This window comes from Arthrobacter sp. P1_B3 (genome assembly GCF_056406615.1).
Genome location: NZ_JBFTZV010000007.1, coordinates 77,145 through 94,146 on the forward strand (window position 1 = coordinate 77,145; position 17,002 = coordinate 94,146).

The following is a 17,002-nucleotide window of genomic DNA, read 5'->3' on the forward strand; positions in this document are numbered from 1 at the left end:
CTGAGCCTTCTAAGTATGCGAGTGAGTAGTAAGTGCGGATTGAGCCGGGACTGGAACTGGCACCCGGGCGAAGTGGCTGCGCATGGAACCCAGCCGCGCTCCGGAAGGTGAGCTCGGAACAGCGTCGATCTGCGGCGGCGGCTGGAATCCGTCCCACTGTTCGGCCACACTCTGTAAGAAGATGCTGTCTTCCGGATTCCAGGTATGGCCGCCGTGCGAATCCGCCCCGGAGTGGCGGTGCATCATGTAATTCTGCCCGTGGGAGCGGTAGATGAGTCCCCCGGAGGCCTGGACTGCTTGTAGGAGGCAGCGGTCAACGGCGCGATGGACGGGCCGCCATCCTCCCAGCTGACGCAGCTCATCCCTGCCGAGCATTATAGTGCCGCCCGCGACGTGGTCCGAATATTGCTCCCCGAGTGGGGGCCTGCGCGTGGTGATGTCCAGGCTCTCCAGGTAAACGAACTCAACCTGCGCGCCCACCAGGGTGGCGCCGCTGAATTCCTTGGCGTGGACGAGGTCGCGCAGGTGGTGCGGGCCGTACCAGTCGTCGTCGTCCATCTTGCAGACGAGATCGCCGCTGGCGGCGCGCACGCCGGCGTTCAGCACGTCGCCAAAAATCATGTCGGCCGGAACGGTGCGCACCTGCAGCTCGCCGGAAAACGCCTCGACGGCGCGCCGGACCTCGGGCAGGTCGGTGTCGAACCCGTGCAGCACCACCACCACTTCCAGTGCCTCCCAGCTCTGGCGTGCCAGCTGGTCCAGGGCGGATACCAGCTTCTCGGGCCGGCGGGTGGCCAGCACCACGCTCACGGAGGGCACGGGAAGCAGCGGCTTGCCGAGCTGACCCAGCAGAGTGTTCCAGACGGCCCGCGGGCTGTAGAGGTCCAAGGCCGTCCGTCGAAGCTCGATCGACTTCGATTCCCGCAGCACCCGGGGGTCGCCGGCGTCGAAGGCCTGAATGCGGTCCACCAGCTGCTCGCCGAGCAGGGACCGGACGGGGGCAGGCAACGCCGTCGTCAAGAGGGGCACGCCCGCGACGGCCAGCTGGCTCAGGCGCCGCGCCAGCTGCCAGTCCAGGCCGCCAAAGAGGTCTCCATCAACCTCAACGTAGTTGTGCTCCCGGAGGGCCGCGAGATCGGCTTCGCTCAGCTCTCCCCGGCGGCCGAGCTCGATCGGCCGGAGTGCCCGCGTCGCCTTATCCGGGTACGGCAGGAATCCCAGGGGAGACACGACGGCGGTGTCAACAGGGGGCAGTACCGTCCCCGGCGGAGTCCAGACCGGCGGTGTGACACGTAAGGGCTGGTCCGAGGCTTGCTCGCTGAGCTGCTGGGTGAGCTCGCCGGGTCCGATCAGCACGTCGACGGAATAGATGTCATCCGGCTCGGGCTGCAGGAGCTCTTCGGTCATGAAGCTGCCGAGTGCGTCGCCGGCGAGCCAGGCGGTGGCGGCGGGATCGGTGATGCCGACCCGCAGTCCGCCCAGCACCGGCCGCGGCGCGGCAGGCGAACAGCAGCCCAAGGCGGCGAGGGCCGCAGCATGCACATTCACCCATTTGCCGCCTTCGACCACCACTGCGAAACCGAGCCCCGGCACGGTCATGGCGGATGTGCCGGCCTTGACCTGGAGGCTGCGCGGAGTCCAGACCGGCAGGTCGGCGGCCGGGAAGAGCCCGCGGATGACCAGTACGAAGCGTTGCGCCCGTCCCTCGCTGCGGAACAAGGGAAGCAGCATCCGAGCCTCAGAGAGAGATTGCGTCTGCACAACGTAGTTGTCCCACCACAATTGATCAGCAGGAAGGGCATGATCCCAGTCGGCCCCGCTCCGGGGATCGCGGTGCTCCCAGTCCGTGCGGGCATAGTCCAGCCCGAGGTCCAACGCCAGCTGCGCCATGGAGTGGTCTGCGGAGCCGACCGCGACGCTCTTGATCTGCATGCTGCTAGCTCCCCGCCCGGCCTGTGCGGGCCTTGAGCCGGCCAAGGATATAGGCCGGGCCCTTGCGGGCAATAGCGCGGGCACGCGAGACGCCGCGGTTCGGGGCAAGCCCCTGCTCCAGGCGGCGGCGCTCGATTTCGGACTTCCTCAGACGGGCCTCCAGCAGGCGGATCTTCTGCTCATAGTCCAGGCGCGTGGCGCTGTCGGCCAGGTCCCGGACCACGATATTCAGGTCAAGGGTTGCCGCGGCGCCCTTGCGCAGGTGCAGTTTGGGCTTGGGCCGCCGGAAATCGTGCAGGCCCAGGGCGCTGCCGGAAACCCAGCGTTCGCCACCGGCGCTGCGCGCGGACTTCTCCGGGTCGCCGGCTTCCGACAGCTCCCGAAGGGTCGCCGTCTGCCACAGTTCGATTGCGCCCGGCTGCCCGTCCACCAGGGCCCTGAGGACCAGAGCCTGGGTCTGGCGCAGGGTGTCGATCATGGCTTCCAGTGAGTGCAGGCCCAGGGCCGTTCCGGCGCTGAGCACCAGCGTGTAGGAGGACTCGGCAAGCTGTTGTCCGTCAGCCCGGAGAAACGAAAAGCGGCGGTCGGTGGAGAGCCAGTCTTCCAGCTTGGGCCGGCTGCCGTCCTCGACCAGAATGTCGACGGCGAAGTCCTGGCAAGCAGAGCCGAAAAGCGAGGCGACGGTTCCAGCAACTTCCAGATCCGTAGCCTTCGCGGCCCGGATCAGGATCCGGACAAGCGGAGTCTCGCGCCGCGGCGTGTGCAGGGCCTTGAGTGCAAAGCCGGCATGGCGCAGCTCTTCCTCAATGGACGCTGACACGGCGTGGCTTCCCCTATCCACCGACGCTGGCCCCTACGGGCGTGTGCGGCCGGCTGGCGTCCGCGGGCTCCTGCTGGTTCCAAATGCCCTTGGTATCGATGACGAGTTTTCCTTCGAGGGACAGGGGGTCCAGGGTCAGGAATTCATCGTGGTCCACCAGGAGCATCACGAGGTCCGCCGCGGCGACGGCTTCCTCCATGCCGTGGAGCCTGGTGAGGCCGGATGCTGCCAGCGCCGTCGGGAGTTCCTCGACGTTCGGGTCAACCACCAGGATGGCGCTGTCAGGCAGCTGCCGGACGAGTTCCTGGACGATCGTCACCGACGGCGACTCGCGGACATCGTCGATGTTGGCCTTGAAGGCCAGGCCGAGGACAGCCACGGTGGCGCCCGGCTGGTCGGCCAGTGTCTGCACTGCCTGCCGGACCACGTGGTACGGCTTGGAGTCGTTGACTTCGCGGGCCGTCCGGATCAGGGCGGAGTGCTCCGGGACGGCGTCGACGATGAACCAGGGATCAACCGCGATGCAGTGTCCGCCCACGCCGGGGCCGGGGCGAAGAACGTTCACGCGCGGGTGATGGTTCGCCAGCTCGATCAGCTTCCAGACGTCGATGCCCAAGTTGTCGCAAATCAGTGAGAGCTCGTTGGCGAAGGCGATGTTGACGTCGCGGAAGGTGTTTTCCACCAGCTTGGTCATTTCAGCGGTGGTGGCATCCGTGAGCAGGATTTCACCCTGGCAGATCACCTCGTACAGCCGCTTGGCCAGCTGGGCGCCCTCTTCGGTGAGGCCTCCTATCACGCGGTCGTTGGTGACCATTTCGACCATGATCCGGCCCGGCAGAACGCGCTCCGGCGAGTGCACAATGTGGACATGGTTTAGTCCGGGGCCCGCTTCGAGGGACAGGTCCGGCCGCAGTTCCATGAGGTAGGTGCCGAGGCGTTCGGTGGTGCCTGGAGGCGACGTCGATTCCAGGACCACGAGTTCGCCGCCGCGGAGCTTGGGCGCGAGGGCCTCAAGGGCGCTGCGGAGGTAGGAGAGGTCGGCGCCGTTGCCCTCCGCCAGCGGGGTGGGCACGGCAATGATGAACGCGTCGGCCACAGGCACGGTGGACATGGCGACGAGGTTGCCCAGGCTGACCGCACCTGAGACCACCACACCCATATCGGGTTCCACAAAGGGAACCTCTCCCCGGTTGACGGCGTCGACGGTCGACTGCTTCACATCGACGCCGGCTACGCGCTTGCCTTTGGCGGCAAAGCTGGCCGCGGTGGGCAGGCCGATGTAGCCAAGTCCGATGACGGCAACATCAAAAATCGTCTCGTCCATGTTTCCCTAAACTAAAATATGGTCTTCGGGTGAACCGAAGAACTGAATCTTTGAAGTAGCCAAAAGCTCTTCATTGGTGATGGGCCAGGTGTGCGACGACACGTTGGCGCCGCGCATCTGGCAGTAGTTAAAACGGTCCGCCGAGTAGATCCGGGCTCCCGACTCGACAATGTCGGTCAGGAAGCGCGAGTCCTCTCCACGTTGCAGCTGCTGGAACGGAAAGCGCCTGAACGTGTCAGTGGCGGCGAAAATTGTAGGTCCGGAGACTGCTTCCACGTAACGGTGTTCCAATTGCGGGTTGCGCAGGATCGTAGCACCAGCTCCGGCCAGATGCATGTAATGCGCCCGCTTTCCCACCACCTCGGCCTCGGAATACATCATGGCGTGGACCTGGTCGCCCAGGTACAGGGGGCTGTAGATGTCGTCGTCGTCCCATTTGGTGGCGAACCGGCCGTCGGCACGCGCCACGACGGCGTTGAGGCACTCACCGAGCACCGTTTGCTGCGGCTCATGCAGGACCACGGTGTCCGCGATGCCGGCCAGCTGGGACTTGCGGCGGAACGCGGCTTCGTCTATTTCAAAACCGTGGGCCAGGTACACGAGCTGGACATCGACGCCCTGCTGGGCGGCCACCCCGGCAATGACATGCTCGAGTTGCTGCGGGCGGAAACTTGAAACGAGGACAGAGATCTGGGCGCGGGGTGCCGGGGCGGCCAGCGAGGGCCGTGCCGCAGCGGCGATGGACTGTGCCCGGTGGCTGAATGTATGCTCCGCCCAGATTCTGCGCTGGGCCTTGTGGACGAGGCGCTGGGCATAGTCCGGGTTTGCGGTCAGTGCCCTCAGCAGGTGCGCGGCGTCTTCGCGATTGTCCGCCGTGGGGATTTCCCGCTCCGGGAAGAACTCCGTGATGGCCGCGCTGGGGGTCGAGACAACGCAGGAGCCAGCCGCGGTGATCTCGAAAATCCGCCGGGCGCACATCGACGGCGAGTCCGTGACGGAGTTGACGTTGAGGAACACCTTGTACGCCTTGTAGGCGGTCAGCATCTGTTTGTAGGACAGAGACCCCACAACGTGCTTCTTGAGGATTCCGGGGAACTGATACTGCGGCTGCCTGCCCAGCTGCCGCGAAAAGATCTCAAAACCGGGGCGTTTGCCCGCGGTCGCGTCAACGGCTGCACCCAGCAGGTACTCCATCTGGCGCCGGCGGTCCTCGTATTTGTGCGCAAAATACATTCCGGCGAAGGCGATCTCGCGGGCGTGCCAGCCGTGCCGGGGCCGGGCCGGGTTGTGGATGCGGGGCTGCGCGGCGAAGGGCAGCACGGAAATCCGGCTGTGGCCCAGGTCCTCCCGATAGCTGGGCAGCATGTTGGCATCGGTCGTGAAGACGTGATCGAACAGTTTCGCGGCGGGCAGGAAGTCCTCGTAGTGCGGCGGGTCTTCCTTGTTCCAGAACACCGCCGGGACTCCGGAGACCCGACATCCGTCAACGAGCTCGCGGAAGACCGCCGAAGGGCCGGCGGGGCCGGTGATCTTGCCCCGCCAGAGCCCTGCGTTGCCTGCCCACGCGGATTCGACGACGACGAAGTCCAGCGCCTCGTCGCGCAGCTGCCGCGCCCAGCCGTCGGGCCTGAGCGCCACGACGGTCCACTCGGCGGCGAACGCCGCCGCGGAAAAGTCATCCATGATGATGCCCACGCGCAGCTGCGGATTCCGCGGCTGCGCAACTCCAACAGCAGCTTCCCTGAAGATCAGGTGGCGGCCGCGTCCGATTCCGCGCCAGGCGCCTTCCGCGCCGCGGACACCGGCCAGGCTGGCCTCGTCACGCTCGGCCATGCTGCGGTGCAGGTAGCTCTTGACCTGTCCCATGCCGCCTTGGCGGGCGTGCCACAGCGCACGGCGCCAGTAGGCCGTCTTGTCTCGAAAACTCATTCTCTACCTGGACCGCTTCCAGCCGTTGGGAAGCAGGGTGGTGCGCATTTCGGGGAGGCTTGCCATCAGCTCAGCCCGGATCTTGCGGCCGTAGTCTGCGTTGCCCTCGTTGATGCGCCAGATGAAGTTCCGGTATTCCTTGGCAACTTCGTCGGGCGTTCCGTCCATGATGAAATCGCCCTTATCGATCCAAAGGGCGCGGTTGCACATGGACGTAATGGTGGAAAGGCTGTGGCTGACCACGAACACGGTTCCGGCCTGGCTGGTCACGTGCTCCATCCGCTTCTTGGAGCGCTCCTTGAACTGGGCATCGCCGGTGTTGAGGGCTTCGTCGATCAGCAGGATCTCGGGATCAACTGCCGCGGCGATGGCGAAGCGGAGGCGCGCGCCCATGCCAGATGAATAGGAATTCATCGGGTGGTAGACCTCGTGCTCCAACCCGGACATCTCCACAATGTCATCGAACTTGGCATCGATTTCTGCGTGGCTCATGCCCATGGCAAGGCAGCCGAGCCGGATGTTCTGGGCACCCGAAATGGAGCTGATCAGGGCCGCGTTGACGCCCAGGAGGATGGGGTTGCTCGCGGCATAGACAGTGCCGGAGTCCGGGATGATCAGCCCGGCCAGAACCTTCATGAGGGTGCTCTTGCCTGAGCCGTTGCGGCCAATGACGCCAATTGAATCGCTCTGATTGGCCACGAAGGAAATCTTGCTCAATGCCGTGGTGCGTACCACGCTGTCGCCACGGCGCGGCGTGCGAAGTTTCTTGAGGAACGAAGTCCGGGCGTTGGTCCGCCCGGGAGTCTGGTTCTTGGTCCGGTAGACGACCGAAATGTCGTCTACTACCACTGTTGGCTCCGCGATGTGGCCGATTGTCACGTCAGACACGTCCATAGCTTTCCTCTCCGCGCCAGAAGACAAACAGTCCGGCGGCGACCGATCCCAGCGCCCAGAGACCCAAAACGGCCCACGCCCGCCAGGTCGGTGTTGTGTCGTAAAGTAACGAGTCGCGAATGATCTTGATGACCTGGAACACGGGGTTGACGTCCATCATGGTGCGCATGATGGGGTACTGGTCGAACCTGGTCTCAGCAAAGAAGACTGCCGAGGCATACATCCAGAAGCGCACAACGAAAGAGATCAGCATGCTCAGGTCCGGGATTTTCAGGATCAACGGTGCCAGCAACATGCCGATCCCTAGATTAAATAAGAATTGAAGCAGGATCGCGGGGACAATCAGGAGCCACCGCCACGTGATCTCCTCGGCCGGTGCCGTGAAGATGATGAAGAGCAGCATGACGATCGTCACGGGAACGTTGGAGATCAGTTCCCGAACGTTGAGGGCAATGGGCAGTGCCGCCCGGGGGAACTGGAAGGCCCGGATCATGGACGTATTACTGGTCAGAGATTTAGCCCCGCCCAGGACGGACCGCGTGGTCATCTGGAAGGTAAAGACGCCAATGATCAGGTAGCCGACAAAATTGTCAATGCCCTTGCTGGTGCCTAAGAGCAAACCAAAGATTAGGTAGAAACTGAGTCCGCTCAGTAAGGGCGTCAGAACCAGCCAGGCAGTTCCCAGGTGGGTCTTGTCGTGCTCGCTCTGGACCCGCGCGCGGGCGTCGAAGAAGATGAAACTCCGGCGGTCCCATAGCTGGACCAGATAGTCCAGGAAGTCGGGCCGCTGCCCCACTTTGCTCAATCGGACAAGGTTTACGGGCACAGAGACGGTGGGCGTCTTGGTCTCTTCCGCCCGGCTCTGTTCTTTGGTGCTCATCTGATGGTTACTCCCAGCATTTCCAACTCTCTTGCCAGGGCAACCGCGTTGGCGGCCCATGTTCTCTCCCGCAGCACTCGCCCCCGGCTGGCAGCGCCAAGCGCTGCCGCCAGCGGTGCATCCGAGAGCAGTTCCCGGACCGCTGCAGCGAACGATGCAGGGTCTCCGGCAGTCGCAAGGCGGCCGGTTACGCGGTCCTCGACGATTTCCGCCAATGCAGGCAAGTCGCTGGCAACAACCGGCCGGGCAGATGCCATGGCCTCCACGGGCTTGAGCGGTGTCACGGAACGCGTCACCTCCAGGTCCTTGCGCGGCACAACGAATACATCCAGCGCTTGATGGTACAGGGCTGTCTGACTCCGGGGCACGCGGCCCGTAAAGACAATGCGATCGGCATATCCGCTCCGCTGCGCCTGAATCTGCAGCGAAGGCATGGACGAACCGTCTCCGACAATCAGGAGACGGAGCTGAGGCATGTCCTCAGCCAGCAGCAAAAACGCGGCGAGGAGGTCCTCTATGCCTTCATAGGGTACCAAGCTGCTCACTGTGCCGATAAATTGTCCGTCTTCTGCGAGACCGATCTCACGCCGGGCGCTGGCCTTATCCAGGGGCTCGGACAGGAAGTTCCCGCCGACAGCGTTAGGGGCAATGATTACCCTATTTTCGGGGATTCTGGCAGCAACAATGTTCGCCTTCATGGCCGTCCCGAGGGTCAGCACGAGGTCCGCATCCTGCATGACCTCCGCTTCCCGGCTCTGAAACAGCCGGTACTTCTCGCTGTTGCGGGCCTCCGGCCCGCGGGTGGAGGCCCAAGTGTCGGCCAGTTGGCCGCGGACCTCATAGACCCAGGGTATCCCGAGGGCCTCGGCCACGGCCCGCACCACCAGACCGTTGACGTAATGCGTGGTGGTGTGCAGCACGCTCGGCTTGAACACCAGGGCCACGGCGAGCAGTTCTTCCGCCTGCTGCTGCAGCCGGGCATCAATGGTGTGTGCCATCTTGGCCGGCAGGAGCCGCTGGTAACGGATTCCGTCCACGGTGTCCATGGTTTTCGCGAGGAGCTTCCCCACCTGAACGGGATAGCCCATCCTGGTGACCGCCAGCACATCCCATCCGGCCTCCTGTTGCGCCAGCAGGGTGGAGTGGGAGCGCTGGGCGTAGCCGCTGGCTGTGTGGGGCAGCGAGTTCGTCAGCAGATGAAGGATCCGACCGGGCACCGGTGCGTAGGGGCGGCGCTCCAGCGACGGCGATGCGTTCGTCAGGATCGCCGCCTCGGCCGCCAGACGGGCGCGTTGCCGCAGTCCCGCAGCTCCAGAGCCGTCGAGTGCCGCAACAGCTTCGCTGACGTCGCCGTCGTACCAGAGACGCCGCGCCCGGGCCTGCTTCACATGCTGCGCCGTGCCGGCCTTGGCAAGGAGGACGTCCGACACCGCCGGGAGGTTCGCTGCGAGGGCGACGTCGGCCAGGCGGCGCGCCCGGTCCCCCTCGACGGGTCCGTCGGCAGCGAGGCGCAGCCGGCGTTCGACGTCGGCCTCGTCCCCGGCGGCGAGTGCCGCGAACATCACGGCCGCCGAGGTGGAGTTTTTCGGGGCCCAGCGGCAGAGGCACTTCGCGAGGGGAAGCACGGCCGAGGGCAGCCTGCGCGAAAGCTGCAGGAACAAGATGACGGGATCATCAGTCAGGTGCTGGCGGACCACGCTCTGGGCCAGCCGGACGTTGTTGAGCAGCTGCATCATCGGCTCTCGCGGGTTTCCGCGAGCAGTTCGGTGATGAGTTCCATATAGCGGCCGGCGAGCTGCTCGTATTCGGCGTGCGCTTTGACCCACTGGCGGCTGTCGCCGTTGCGGACCAGGCGGCCGCGGTCGGCAGCCAGTTCGCGCCACAAAGCGGCCAGCTCTTCGGGATTGCTTGCCACGATGTCGCCGGCCTCGGCGTCCGAGACGATTCTCGCGGCTTCGCCACGCACCACGGCAGTGATGTGCCGGCCGATCGCCAGAACCTCATAGGTCTTGGACGGCACGGTGGTCTCGAAGGATTTCCAGTCGTCCCGCAAAGAGACGATGCAGGTGTCCGCCGACGAGTAGCGTTCCAGCATGGCGGCCCCGGTCAGGGGCGGGTGGAACGTGACAGGAGCTTTCAGCTCACGTGCCAGCTTCTCCAGCGCCGGCCTCTGGGTCCCGTGGCCCACCATGTGCAGGTGCATCGATTCCCCCACCAGGGCACTCGCGAGGATGGCGACGTCGAGTTTCTGACTCTCGCCGTGGTTCCCCAGATACAAGGCCTCGAATACGTCCCTTTTCTGTTCCGGGGGCCCAACCACCGGGATGGAGTCAAGGTTCACGCCGTTGCTGACGGTTGCCACGTTGCGGACACCGCGGGAGCGCAACGTCGCCGCGAACCCTTCGGTCACTGTAACCACAAGGTCCGCCCGGTGCTGGACGAAGTCCACCACGTGCTCCACAACGCTCTTGACACTGCCTTGGACGAGCCGGGCGTCGCGGGCCAGGTCCGGCCAGGCATCCCGCATTTCCACGATCAGGGGGACGCGGCGCAATTTTGCCACGGCATAGCCGGCAGCAAGCGAGGGCAGGCCGGGGGCCGTGACAATAACGACGTCGGGCTTGCGGACCATCATTCCGGCGGGGACCGACAAAAAGGCCGAAAAGCACTGGTCAAGCAGCCGCGCGGCACGGGAGTTGCCGTGGCGCAGGTAGGGGACGTGAAGAATCTTTTCGGTGAACTGGCCGTTGCGCTGCCGGAATGGCCTGCCAGCCATCCAGCGCGGGAGTGCCCGCCGCCCGAAGGGGTAGTGCGCCACCGGAGTCACGACATCGACGCCCCAACCTGAGTGGGAGAACTCCTTGATCATGGCGGTCCAGCGGCGCTGTGGAGGACTCTGTTCGGGCCAGTAGGAGTGCGTGATCAGCGTGATCTGCAGGCTGTCATTCACGGACTTAGGCGAAATCGACTCCACGAGGGCTTCATCCTGCATGGATGTCAGGACTTACCGGTCCGGGGTACGCCGGTAGCCTTTTTCGATCCAATGAACCGGAAGTAGGCAAAGCCCATGCCCAGCAGGACCAGCACGGTGATGGCCTGGACGGCCAGGGGGCTGCCCGTAGCGACGGCTACTGCAGCCTGGACTTCAGGTTTCACCATCACCGGAGGTTTGGTGGGGGTGGCGATGACGGCGGGAGCCGTAGACGGCGCCGGCGTCGGGGTGGGCGTCGGTGTCTCCACTGGGACTTCCTGCACAGGAGCCGGGACGACGGGTGCCGGGGCGACGGGTGCAACGACAGGCGGCGTTTCAATGACGGGCGCAGGCGCCACGACGGGCGGAGCCGCCGGCACCACGGGCGGAACCACTGGCGTAGGAACGATCACTGGCTCGCTCGGTACCGGCGACGGCTCGTCCGCGGGCTTGGTCGGCGAAGGCGACGGCGTATCTGTTGACGGCGGCTTGGTCGAGCCCGTCTTGGTGGGCGTCGGCGCCGGAGTGGGCGTCACCACCACCGTTGCAGGGGCGGTAGGCCCGGTTTCCTCGGCGTAAGCGGCTGTCGCCGTGGCCACGACTGAGGCGGCAAGGAGCAAAGCTCCCAGCCCGGTGCGTATGGATTTATTTCGGCTGCACGACGTCATCGACAGTCCCTCCCCCACAGTGCGAGATTGAATCAGGTGTGCGTTATGCGGCCAACACTAACGTCATTGTCGGCAGAGCCCCAGTGGTGCACGAGGTCCCAGTCTACTCGAAGGTAAGAGTCAGGCTGTTCATTTGTGATGCTACCCGCACTCAGGAAACTGTGGCCGCAGCGCCACGCGGACCGGGTTAAGCTGGATGAATGCTCCAGTTCAGCCGCCGTATTTCCGCCCGCATTGCCCTGGTTGCGGCGGCCGCCGCAACCGGCTTGTCCTTGACGTCATGCTCCCCGGTGGTGGACGTAACACCCGCCAAGGATGCCGCGAACGCGGCCTGCGCGCCTATGATGCTGGCCCTACCGGACGCAATCGGCGATGCCAAGCTGCGCAAGACCAATGCCCAGGCCAYGGCGGCCTGGGGCGATCCGTCCGCAGTGATCCTTCGCTGCGGGGTCAACGTTCCGGGACCCACAACGGACCGCTGCGTCAGCGTCAACGGCGTCGACTGGGTCATCAAGGAAGGCAGCCCCGTGTGGACGCTGACCACGTTCGGCCGGGAACCGGCGACGGAGATCCTGATGGATCCGGACAAGATCAGTTCGGCCACCGTGCTGGCAGACCTCTCCTCCGCCGCGGTGAAGATCCCAGCAACCCGGAACTGCGTGGGCCAGGAGGACCTGCAGAACCTGCCGACTAGCAAATAGAGCTAGCGCAGGCCGGTCTTGCGGTGCAGGGCGAGGTGGATCAGCTCGTCAATAAGCTCGGCATAGCCCAGCCCTGAGGCCTTCCACATCTGCGGGTACATGCTCTTGGGCGTAAACCCGGGCATGGTGTTGATCTCGTTGATAATCAGTTCGCCATCAGGGGTGTAGAAGAAGTCGACCCGGCTCAGTCCCTCACCGCCGACGGCGTCGAAGGCGACAGCCGCCAGTTCCCGGACCCGGGTGATCGCTTCCTCGGGGAGGTCGGCCGGGCAGCTGAGCGCGGCGGCGTCGTCCACATATTTGGCGTTGAAGTCATAAAATTCGTGCCCGCCGCCGGCGACGGAAATCTCGCCGGGCATGGATGTGCGGGGAGCATCGGTCCCCCGGCCCTCCAACACGGCGCATTCAATTTCGCGTCCCGTGATGCCGGCCTCGATGACCAGCTTGGGATCGTGCTCGCGGGCGGTCTCTATTGCGGCGTCCAGGCCCTCGATGGAATCCACCTTGGAGATGCCCATGGAGGACCCTGCCCGGGCCGGCTTGACGAACACGGGGAAGCCGAGCTGGTCCACGCGCTTGCGGACGGTCTCCGGATCGTTGCGCCACTGCCGGTCGGTGACGGCGATGTAGGGTCCCACGTGGAGCCCGGCCGCTTCAAAGACCACCTTCATGAAGTGCTTGTCCATGCCGACCGCGGACGCCAGCACGCCGGCACCCACGTAGCGGGTGTCGGACAGTTCCAGGAGGCCCTGGATGGTTCCGTCTTCGCCGAAGGGCCCGTGCAGCAGCGGGAACACGACGTCGACGGCGCCGAGCTCCTCTGGGACCGTGTTCGGGGAGGCGACGATCAGCTGGTGCTCGCCGCCGATCTCGGCCAGGGCCACGGTCTGAGCCGACGGCGCCACCTCGGGCAGCGACGACGCCGAGAGTGACCACTCGTTGGTCTCGGCGGAGGCCAGAACCCACTGGCCGGTCTTGGCGATCCCGATCGGGATGACGTCGTACTTGTCCTTGTCGATGGCGCCCATGACACCGGCTGCTGTCACGCAGCTCACGGCATGCTCGCTGGAGCGGCCGCCGAACAGCACCGCCACTCGGGGTTTGGACTGGCCCGTACGGCCTTCTGTGGTCATGTTGTTCTCTGACACTCTCAGTAATCGCCTTCGGGTTTCAGGTCCCGGGACAGCAGCAGCGGACCCAGTTCGTCTACGGACAATTTACCGCCCAGCACAGCGACGACGGCTGCCGTGATGGGCATGTCGACGCCGAGCTTTCCGGCAAGTTCGTGGACCGCCTGGCTGGACTTGATGCCTTCGGCCGTTTGCTTCATTTCGGCAGTGACCTGCTCGAGGGTCAGCCCCTTGCCGAGCAGCCTGCCTGCCGTGTGGTTTCGGGACAGCGGGGAGGAACATGTGGCCACCAGATCACCCAGGCCGGCGAGTCCCGCCATGGTCCGGGCTTCGCCGCCCAGGGCGAGTGTCAACCGGGATGTTTCCGCGAGGCCCCGGGTGATGACCGAGGCCTTGGTGTTGTCCCCCATCTGCTTGCCCTCGCAGATTCCTACGGCCAGGGCGATGACGTTCTTGACGATCCCGCCGATTTCGACGCCGACAACATCGTTCGTGGTGTACGGGCGGAAGTAGGGCGCGGTGCAGCTGCGGGCAATCCAGCCGGCCGTGACCGGATCCGTGCAGGCCACCACGGACGCAGTTGGCTCTTCCCGGGCGATCTCCATGGCCAGATTGGGGCCTGAGACTACGGCGACACGGTTGGCCGGAAGGTCAAGCTCCGCGCAAATGACCTCGCTCATGCGCGCATCCGTGTGGAGTTCGAGGCCCTTCATGAGGGACACCACGACGGCGCCGGGCGCCAGCATGTCCTTCCACGCCTTCAGTTGCGGCCGCAGGGTCTGCGCCGGAACGGCCAGGATGACGACTTCGGCGCCGGCCAGGACCTCGGCGACGTCGGTGGATGCAGTAATGCTGGACGGCAGCGTGATGCCCTTAAGGTACTGCTCATTGCGGTGCTCGGTATTGATCTGGTCGACGACTTCCGGGCGCCGGCCCCAGAGGCGGATGGTTCGTTCGACGCCGGAGGCCGTGGCGGCGTCGGCCACGACCTTGGCGAAGGTGGTACCCCAGGAGCCAGCCCCTAGGACGGCAACGGTGGTGGCGGATTCGGATCCGCGGCCGGTCGCCGTCGTAAAATCCGCCGTCACGCTGTGACGTCCGGGTCAATGCGGCCGTGCGTGGGCTGATTGTGGGCCGCCGGGTCCCAGCGCTGCGCGGGCGGCTGTTCGCCGCGCAGTTCCGCCAGGAGGCCGGTAATGGCGTCCATGATGACATTCGTGGCGGCCGTGAGCGTTGCTTTGTCCAGCGGGCGGCCCGCAAAGGCGCTCAGGTCCACTGGATTCCCGACCACCAGGCGGGAGGTCTTGCGGGGGAAGATGTAGAAACGCTTCGCATACCGCGGGAAGACCTCTTGGGCACCCCAATGGGCGATGGGAACCACGGGAATACCGCTCTCCAGCGCCATGCGCGCGGCACCCGTGTGCCCCTTCATCGGCCAGAGTGCCGGGTCCCTGGTGAGGGTTCCCTCGGGGTAGATGATGATCGCCCCGCCCTCGTTCACGATCTCCTTGGCCAGCTGCAGCGAACGGTTCGCTCCCGCCGTCGAGCGTTCCACCGGGATCTGCTTGGTGTTCCGCAGGACAGCGCCCAGCACTGGCACGTTGAAGAGGCCGGCTTTGGCGAGGAAGTGCGGCATCCGTTTCTGGTTATAGAGCATGTGCCCCACCACCAGCGGGTCGATCTCCGTGCAGTGGTTGGGCGCGGCGATGAAGCCCCCGGCGGGCAGCTTTTCGAGGCCTTCCCACTTCTTGTTCATCAGCAGGTTCATCACTGGCCGGATGATCCCGGCGACCGTCACAAACGTGGCGTGGCTCTTGGCCGATTCCTTCACTTCGGTCCCCGCTACTTGGCCGACGTGATGTCGAAATCGGCGCCGAGGCCCGCGAGCTTCTCAGTGAAGCGCTCGTAGCCGCGGTTGATGATGTCGATTCCGGTGACGCGGGAGGTGCCGGTGGCGGCCAGGGCGGCGATGAGATGGCTGAATCCGCCGCGCAGGTCCGGGACGTCGATATCGGTGCCCTTGAGCTGCGCCGGTCCGGAGATTACGGCCGAGTGCAGGAAGTTGCGCTGGCCAAAGCGGCACGGCACGCTGCCGAGGCATTCGCGGTGGACCTGGATGTTGGCGCCCATGCGGATCAGTGCATCGGTGAAGCCGAACCGGTTCTCATACACGGTCTCGTGGACGATCGAGACGCCCTCGGCCTGGGTCAGGGCGACGATGAGGGGCTGCTGCCAGTCCGTCATGAAGCCGGGGTGCACGTCCGTTTCGAGCACCAGCGGGTTGAGCTTGCCGCCGCGGTGGTAGAAGCGGATGCCGTCRTCGCCGATGTCCATTCCGCCGCCGACCTTGCGGTAGGTGTTAAGGAAGGTCATCATGTCGCGCTGTGTGGCGCCTTCGACAAAGATGTCGCCGCGGGTGACCAGGGCAGCGGATGCCCAGGAGGCTGACTCGTTGCGGTCCGAGAGGGCCCGGTGGTTGTAGCCGCCCAGGTCCCGGACGCCTTCAATCCGGATGGTGCGGTCAGTCTGGACGCTGATGATCGCGCCCATTTTCTGCAGCACCGCGATGAGGTCCACGATTTCCGGCTCGGTGGCCGCGCCGGAGAGTTCGGTGATGCCCTCGGCGCGCGTGGCGCTCAGCAGGACCTGCTCGGTGGCGCCGACGGACGGGTAGGGCAGGACAATCTTGGCGCCCTTGAGCCCATTGGGCGCGGAGATGTGGATGCCGCCTGGACGCTTTTCCACCACGGCACCGAACTGGCGCAGGACATTGAGGTGGTAGTCGATCGGACGGTCGCCGATCTTGCACCCGCCCAGATCGGGGATGAAGGCCTCACCGATGGCGTGGATCAGTGGCCCGCACAGCAGGATCGGGATGCGCGAATCGCCGGCGTGGGCGTCGATGGCCGTGCTGGAGGCGGTCTTGGCGCCCTTCGGGTCAAGCGTCAGATCGCCGGTCACGGGGTCCTTGTCGACCCTGACGCCGTGGAGCTGAAGCAGGCTCGTGACAACCTCGACGTCCTTAATTTCAGGCACGTTGCGCAACACCGATGGCTCGTTGCCCAGAAGGGCAGCGACCATGGCCTTGGGGACAAGATTCTTGGCCCCGCGAACGGTGACGCGACCAGTTAGCGGGACGCCTCCGCGGATTGTCAGAACACTACTCATATACCGGTTTCCTCACGACTACTCGCCCCCAAATCCTTACAAAGGCTCCAGCTAAGCATAGGAGCATCCGTTACCGATCTGAAATACGGAGCGGTGCAAGATACCCGTCCAGGGCGCGGTGAGCACGGAAAATGGCGTGCAGCCGGGCCGCTGATGTGGCTGAGGGGCTGGACGGGGGCAGGCTGGCTTTCGACTGCTGGGGGCGGACGTGGCATCGAGGCGGGGGCAGCGACGTCGCGGCACCTGATCCCAGCCATTGCGCCAGGCCCGCACCGTTTGCCGGCTCTCGTCTGAGAATGCGCCCCTAGCGAGCCACCATGCCCGCTCTCTGCATACCCACGTCCGCCGCCCAAGGTTTTCCCATGCTGCTCTCCCTAGAGTCTGTTTTGCCATGGGGGAAGTACCGCAAGGAGGCGCAGATGGAACGTTGGGCGGCGCACCGGCAACAGCGCACGAACGGTAGCCATGGAAGTCCACCGGCCAATGCAGCCTTGGAATCTGCTAGAAACCCCACTCCTGCAATTTGCCAAGCAACGCCAAGTGGGATGCGAGCTGCATTCCGGCGGCCGCGGCCTGCGATCCTGA

At 65.1% G+C, this 17,002-nt stretch carries 15 protein-coding genes; 2 read left to right on the forward strand and 13 right to left on the reverse strand.

All coding sequences use genetic code 11. The features are described from left to right. Positions 1-9 precede the first annotated feature (9 nt). From AC1D2F_RS10450 to AC1D2F_RS10490, 9 genes are read right to left on the reverse strand one after another with little or no spacing between them, the layout of a single operon-like run. Positions 10-1,932, reverse strand: coding sequence for a glycosyltransferase family 2 protein (locus tag AC1D2F_RS10450; RefSeq protein WP_476966675.1), 1,923 nt, complete (start codon positions 1,930-1,932; stop codon positions 10-12). A 4-nt stretch (positions 1,933-1,936) separates the two neighbouring features. Continuing rightward, on the reverse strand, positions 1,937-2,752 hold the full coding sequence (locus AC1D2F_RS10455; protein WP_476966676.1) for a hypothetical protein: 816 nt from the start codon (positions 2,750-2,752) through the stop codon (positions 1,937-1,939). A 13-nt stretch (positions 2,753-2,765) separates the two neighbouring features. Next, the gene (wecC, locus tag AC1D2F_RS10460; RefSeq protein ID WP_476966677.1) at positions 2,766-4,076 is read right to left on the reverse strand and encodes a UDP-N-acetyl-D-mannosamine dehydrogenase; all 1,311 of its coding nucleotides are present in this window, start codon (positions 4,074-4,076) and stop codon (positions 2,766-2,768) included. A 6-nt stretch (positions 4,077-4,082) separates the two neighbouring features. Continuing rightward, positions 4,083-6,005 carry a glycosyltransferase family protein gene (locus AC1D2F_RS10465; RefSeq protein WP_476966678.1) on the reverse strand — a complete coding sequence of 641 codons (1,923 nt, stop codon included), beginning with the start codon at positions 6,003-6,005 and terminating at the stop codon, positions 4,083-4,085. Between the two features lie 3 nt (positions 6,006-6,008). Next, positions 6,009-6,899: an ABC transporter ATP-binding protein gene (locus AC1D2F_RS10470; protein ID WP_476966679.1), complete on the reverse strand. Its 891-nt coding sequence runs from the start codon at positions 6,897-6,899 to the stop codon at positions 6,009-6,011. Further along, positions 6,886-7,779 (reverse strand): ABC transporter permease, encoded by an 894-nt coding sequence (locus AC1D2F_RS10475; protein ID WP_476966680.1) that lies wholly within the window; start codon positions 7,777-7,779, stop codon positions 6,886-6,888. Before AC1D2F_RS10475 ends, AC1D2F_RS10470 begins: the two co-directional genes overlap by 14 nt. After that, on the reverse strand, positions 7,776-9,515 hold the full coding sequence (locus AC1D2F_RS10480; protein ID WP_229992706.1) for a glycosyltransferase: 1,740 nt from the start codon (positions 9,513-9,515) through the stop codon (positions 7,776-7,778). Before AC1D2F_RS10480 ends, AC1D2F_RS10475 begins: the two co-directional genes overlap by 4 nt. Further along, positions 9,512-10,771: a glycosyltransferase family 4 protein gene (locus tag AC1D2F_RS10485; RefSeq protein ID WP_229992707.1), complete on the reverse strand. Its 1,260-nt coding sequence runs from the start codon at positions 10,769-10,771 to the stop codon at positions 9,512-9,514. The genes AC1D2F_RS10480 and AC1D2F_RS10485 overlap by 4 nt, the downstream gene beginning before the upstream one ends. 5 nt (positions 10,772-10,776) lie before the next feature. Beyond that, positions 10,777-11,019 carry a hypothetical protein gene (locus AC1D2F_RS10490; protein ID WP_229992708.1) on the reverse strand — a complete coding sequence of 81 codons (243 nt, stop codon included), beginning with the start codon at positions 11,017-11,019 and terminating at the stop codon, positions 10,777-10,779. A gap of 70 nt (positions 11,020-11,089) precedes the next feature. Between AC1D2F_RS10490 and AC1D2F_RS10495 the strand changes: the two genes are divergently transcribed. Together AC1D2F_RS10495 and AC1D2F_RS10500 are read left to right on the forward strand one after the other, a co-directional pair. Next, positions 11,090-11,329, forward strand: a complete 240-nt coding sequence (locus AC1D2F_RS10495) for a hypothetical protein (protein WP_229992709.1) — start codon at positions 11,090-11,092, stop codon at positions 11,327-11,329. A 289-nt stretch (positions 11,330-11,618) separates the two neighbouring features. Further along, positions 11,619-12,119, forward strand: coding sequence for a DUF3515 family protein (locus AC1D2F_RS10500; protein ID WP_476966681.1), 501 nt, complete (start codon positions 11,619-11,621; stop codon positions 12,117-12,119). Positions 12,120-12,121: 2 nt separating this feature from the next. Here AC1D2F_RS10500 and AC1D2F_RS10505 read toward each other — a convergent pair whose 3' ends face one another. The 4 genes from AC1D2F_RS10505 to murA are packed head-to-tail and all read right to left on the reverse strand — an operon-like array spanning position 12,122 to position 16,417. After that, positions 12,122-13,252 carry a D-alanine--D-alanine ligase family protein gene (locus tag AC1D2F_RS10505; protein WP_414645557.1) on the reverse strand — a complete coding sequence of 377 codons (1,131 nt, stop codon included), beginning with the start codon at positions 13,250-13,252 and terminating at the stop codon, positions 12,122-12,124. Positions 13,253-13,269: 17 nt separating this feature from the next. Next, complete coding sequence (locus AC1D2F_RS10510) at positions 13,270-14,337, reverse strand: NAD(P)H-dependent glycerol-3-phosphate dehydrogenase (protein WP_229992712.1); 1,068 nt, start codon at positions 14,335-14,337, stop codon at positions 13,270-13,272. Then, entirely contained in the window at positions 14,334-15,080 is a 747-nt protein-coding gene (locus tag AC1D2F_RS10515; protein WP_229992713.1) for a lysophospholipid acyltransferase family protein, read from the reverse strand. Before AC1D2F_RS10515 ends, AC1D2F_RS10510 begins: the two co-directional genes overlap by 4 nt. An 11-nt stretch (positions 15,081-15,091) precedes the next feature. After that, complete coding sequence (murA, locus tag AC1D2F_RS10520; protein WP_229992714.1) at positions 15,092-16,417, reverse strand: UDP-N-acetylglucosamine 1-carboxyvinyltransferase; 1,326 nt, start codon at positions 16,415-16,417, stop codon at positions 15,092-15,094. Positions 16,418-17,002: the final 585 nt, after the last annotated feature.

Excerpts from the sequence above, each read along its gene's own strand:
- AC1D2F_RS10450 (WP_476966675.1), bottom strand. The coding sequence starts at position 1,932 with ATGCAGATCAAGAGCGTCGCGGTCGGCTCCGCAGACCACTCCATGGCG.
- wecC (WP_476966677.1), bottom strand. The coding sequence starts at position 4,076 with ATGGACGAGACGATTTTTGATGTTGCCGTCATCGGACTTGGCTACATC.
- AC1D2F_RS10465 (WP_476966678.1), bottom strand. The coding sequence starts at position 6,005 with ATGAGTTTTCGAGACAAGACGGCCTACTGGCGCCGTGCGCTGTGGCAC.
- AC1D2F_RS10470 (WP_476966679.1), bottom strand. The coding sequence starts at position 6,899 with ATGGACGTGTCTGACGTGACAATCGGCCACATCGCGGAGCCAACAGTG.
- AC1D2F_RS10475 (WP_476966680.1), bottom strand. The coding sequence starts at position 7,779 with ATGAGCACCAAAGAACAGAGCCGGGCGGAAGAGACCAAGACGCCCACC.
- AC1D2F_RS10480 (WP_229992706.1), bottom strand. The coding sequence starts at position 9,515 with ATGATGCAGCTGCTCAACAACGTCCGGCTGGCCCAGAGCGTGGTCCGC.
- AC1D2F_RS10485 (WP_229992707.1), bottom strand. The coding sequence starts at position 10,771 with ATGCAGGATGAAGCCCTCGTGGAGTCGATTTCGCCTAAGTCCGTGAAT.
- AC1D2F_RS10495 (WP_229992709.1), top strand. The coding sequence starts at position 11,090 with ATGACGGGCGCAGGCGCCACGACGGGCGGAGCCGCCGGCACCACGGGC.
- AC1D2F_RS10505 (WP_414645557.1), bottom strand. The coding sequence starts at position 13,252 with ATGACCACAGAAGGCCGTACGGGCCAGTCCAAACCCCGAGTGGCGGTG.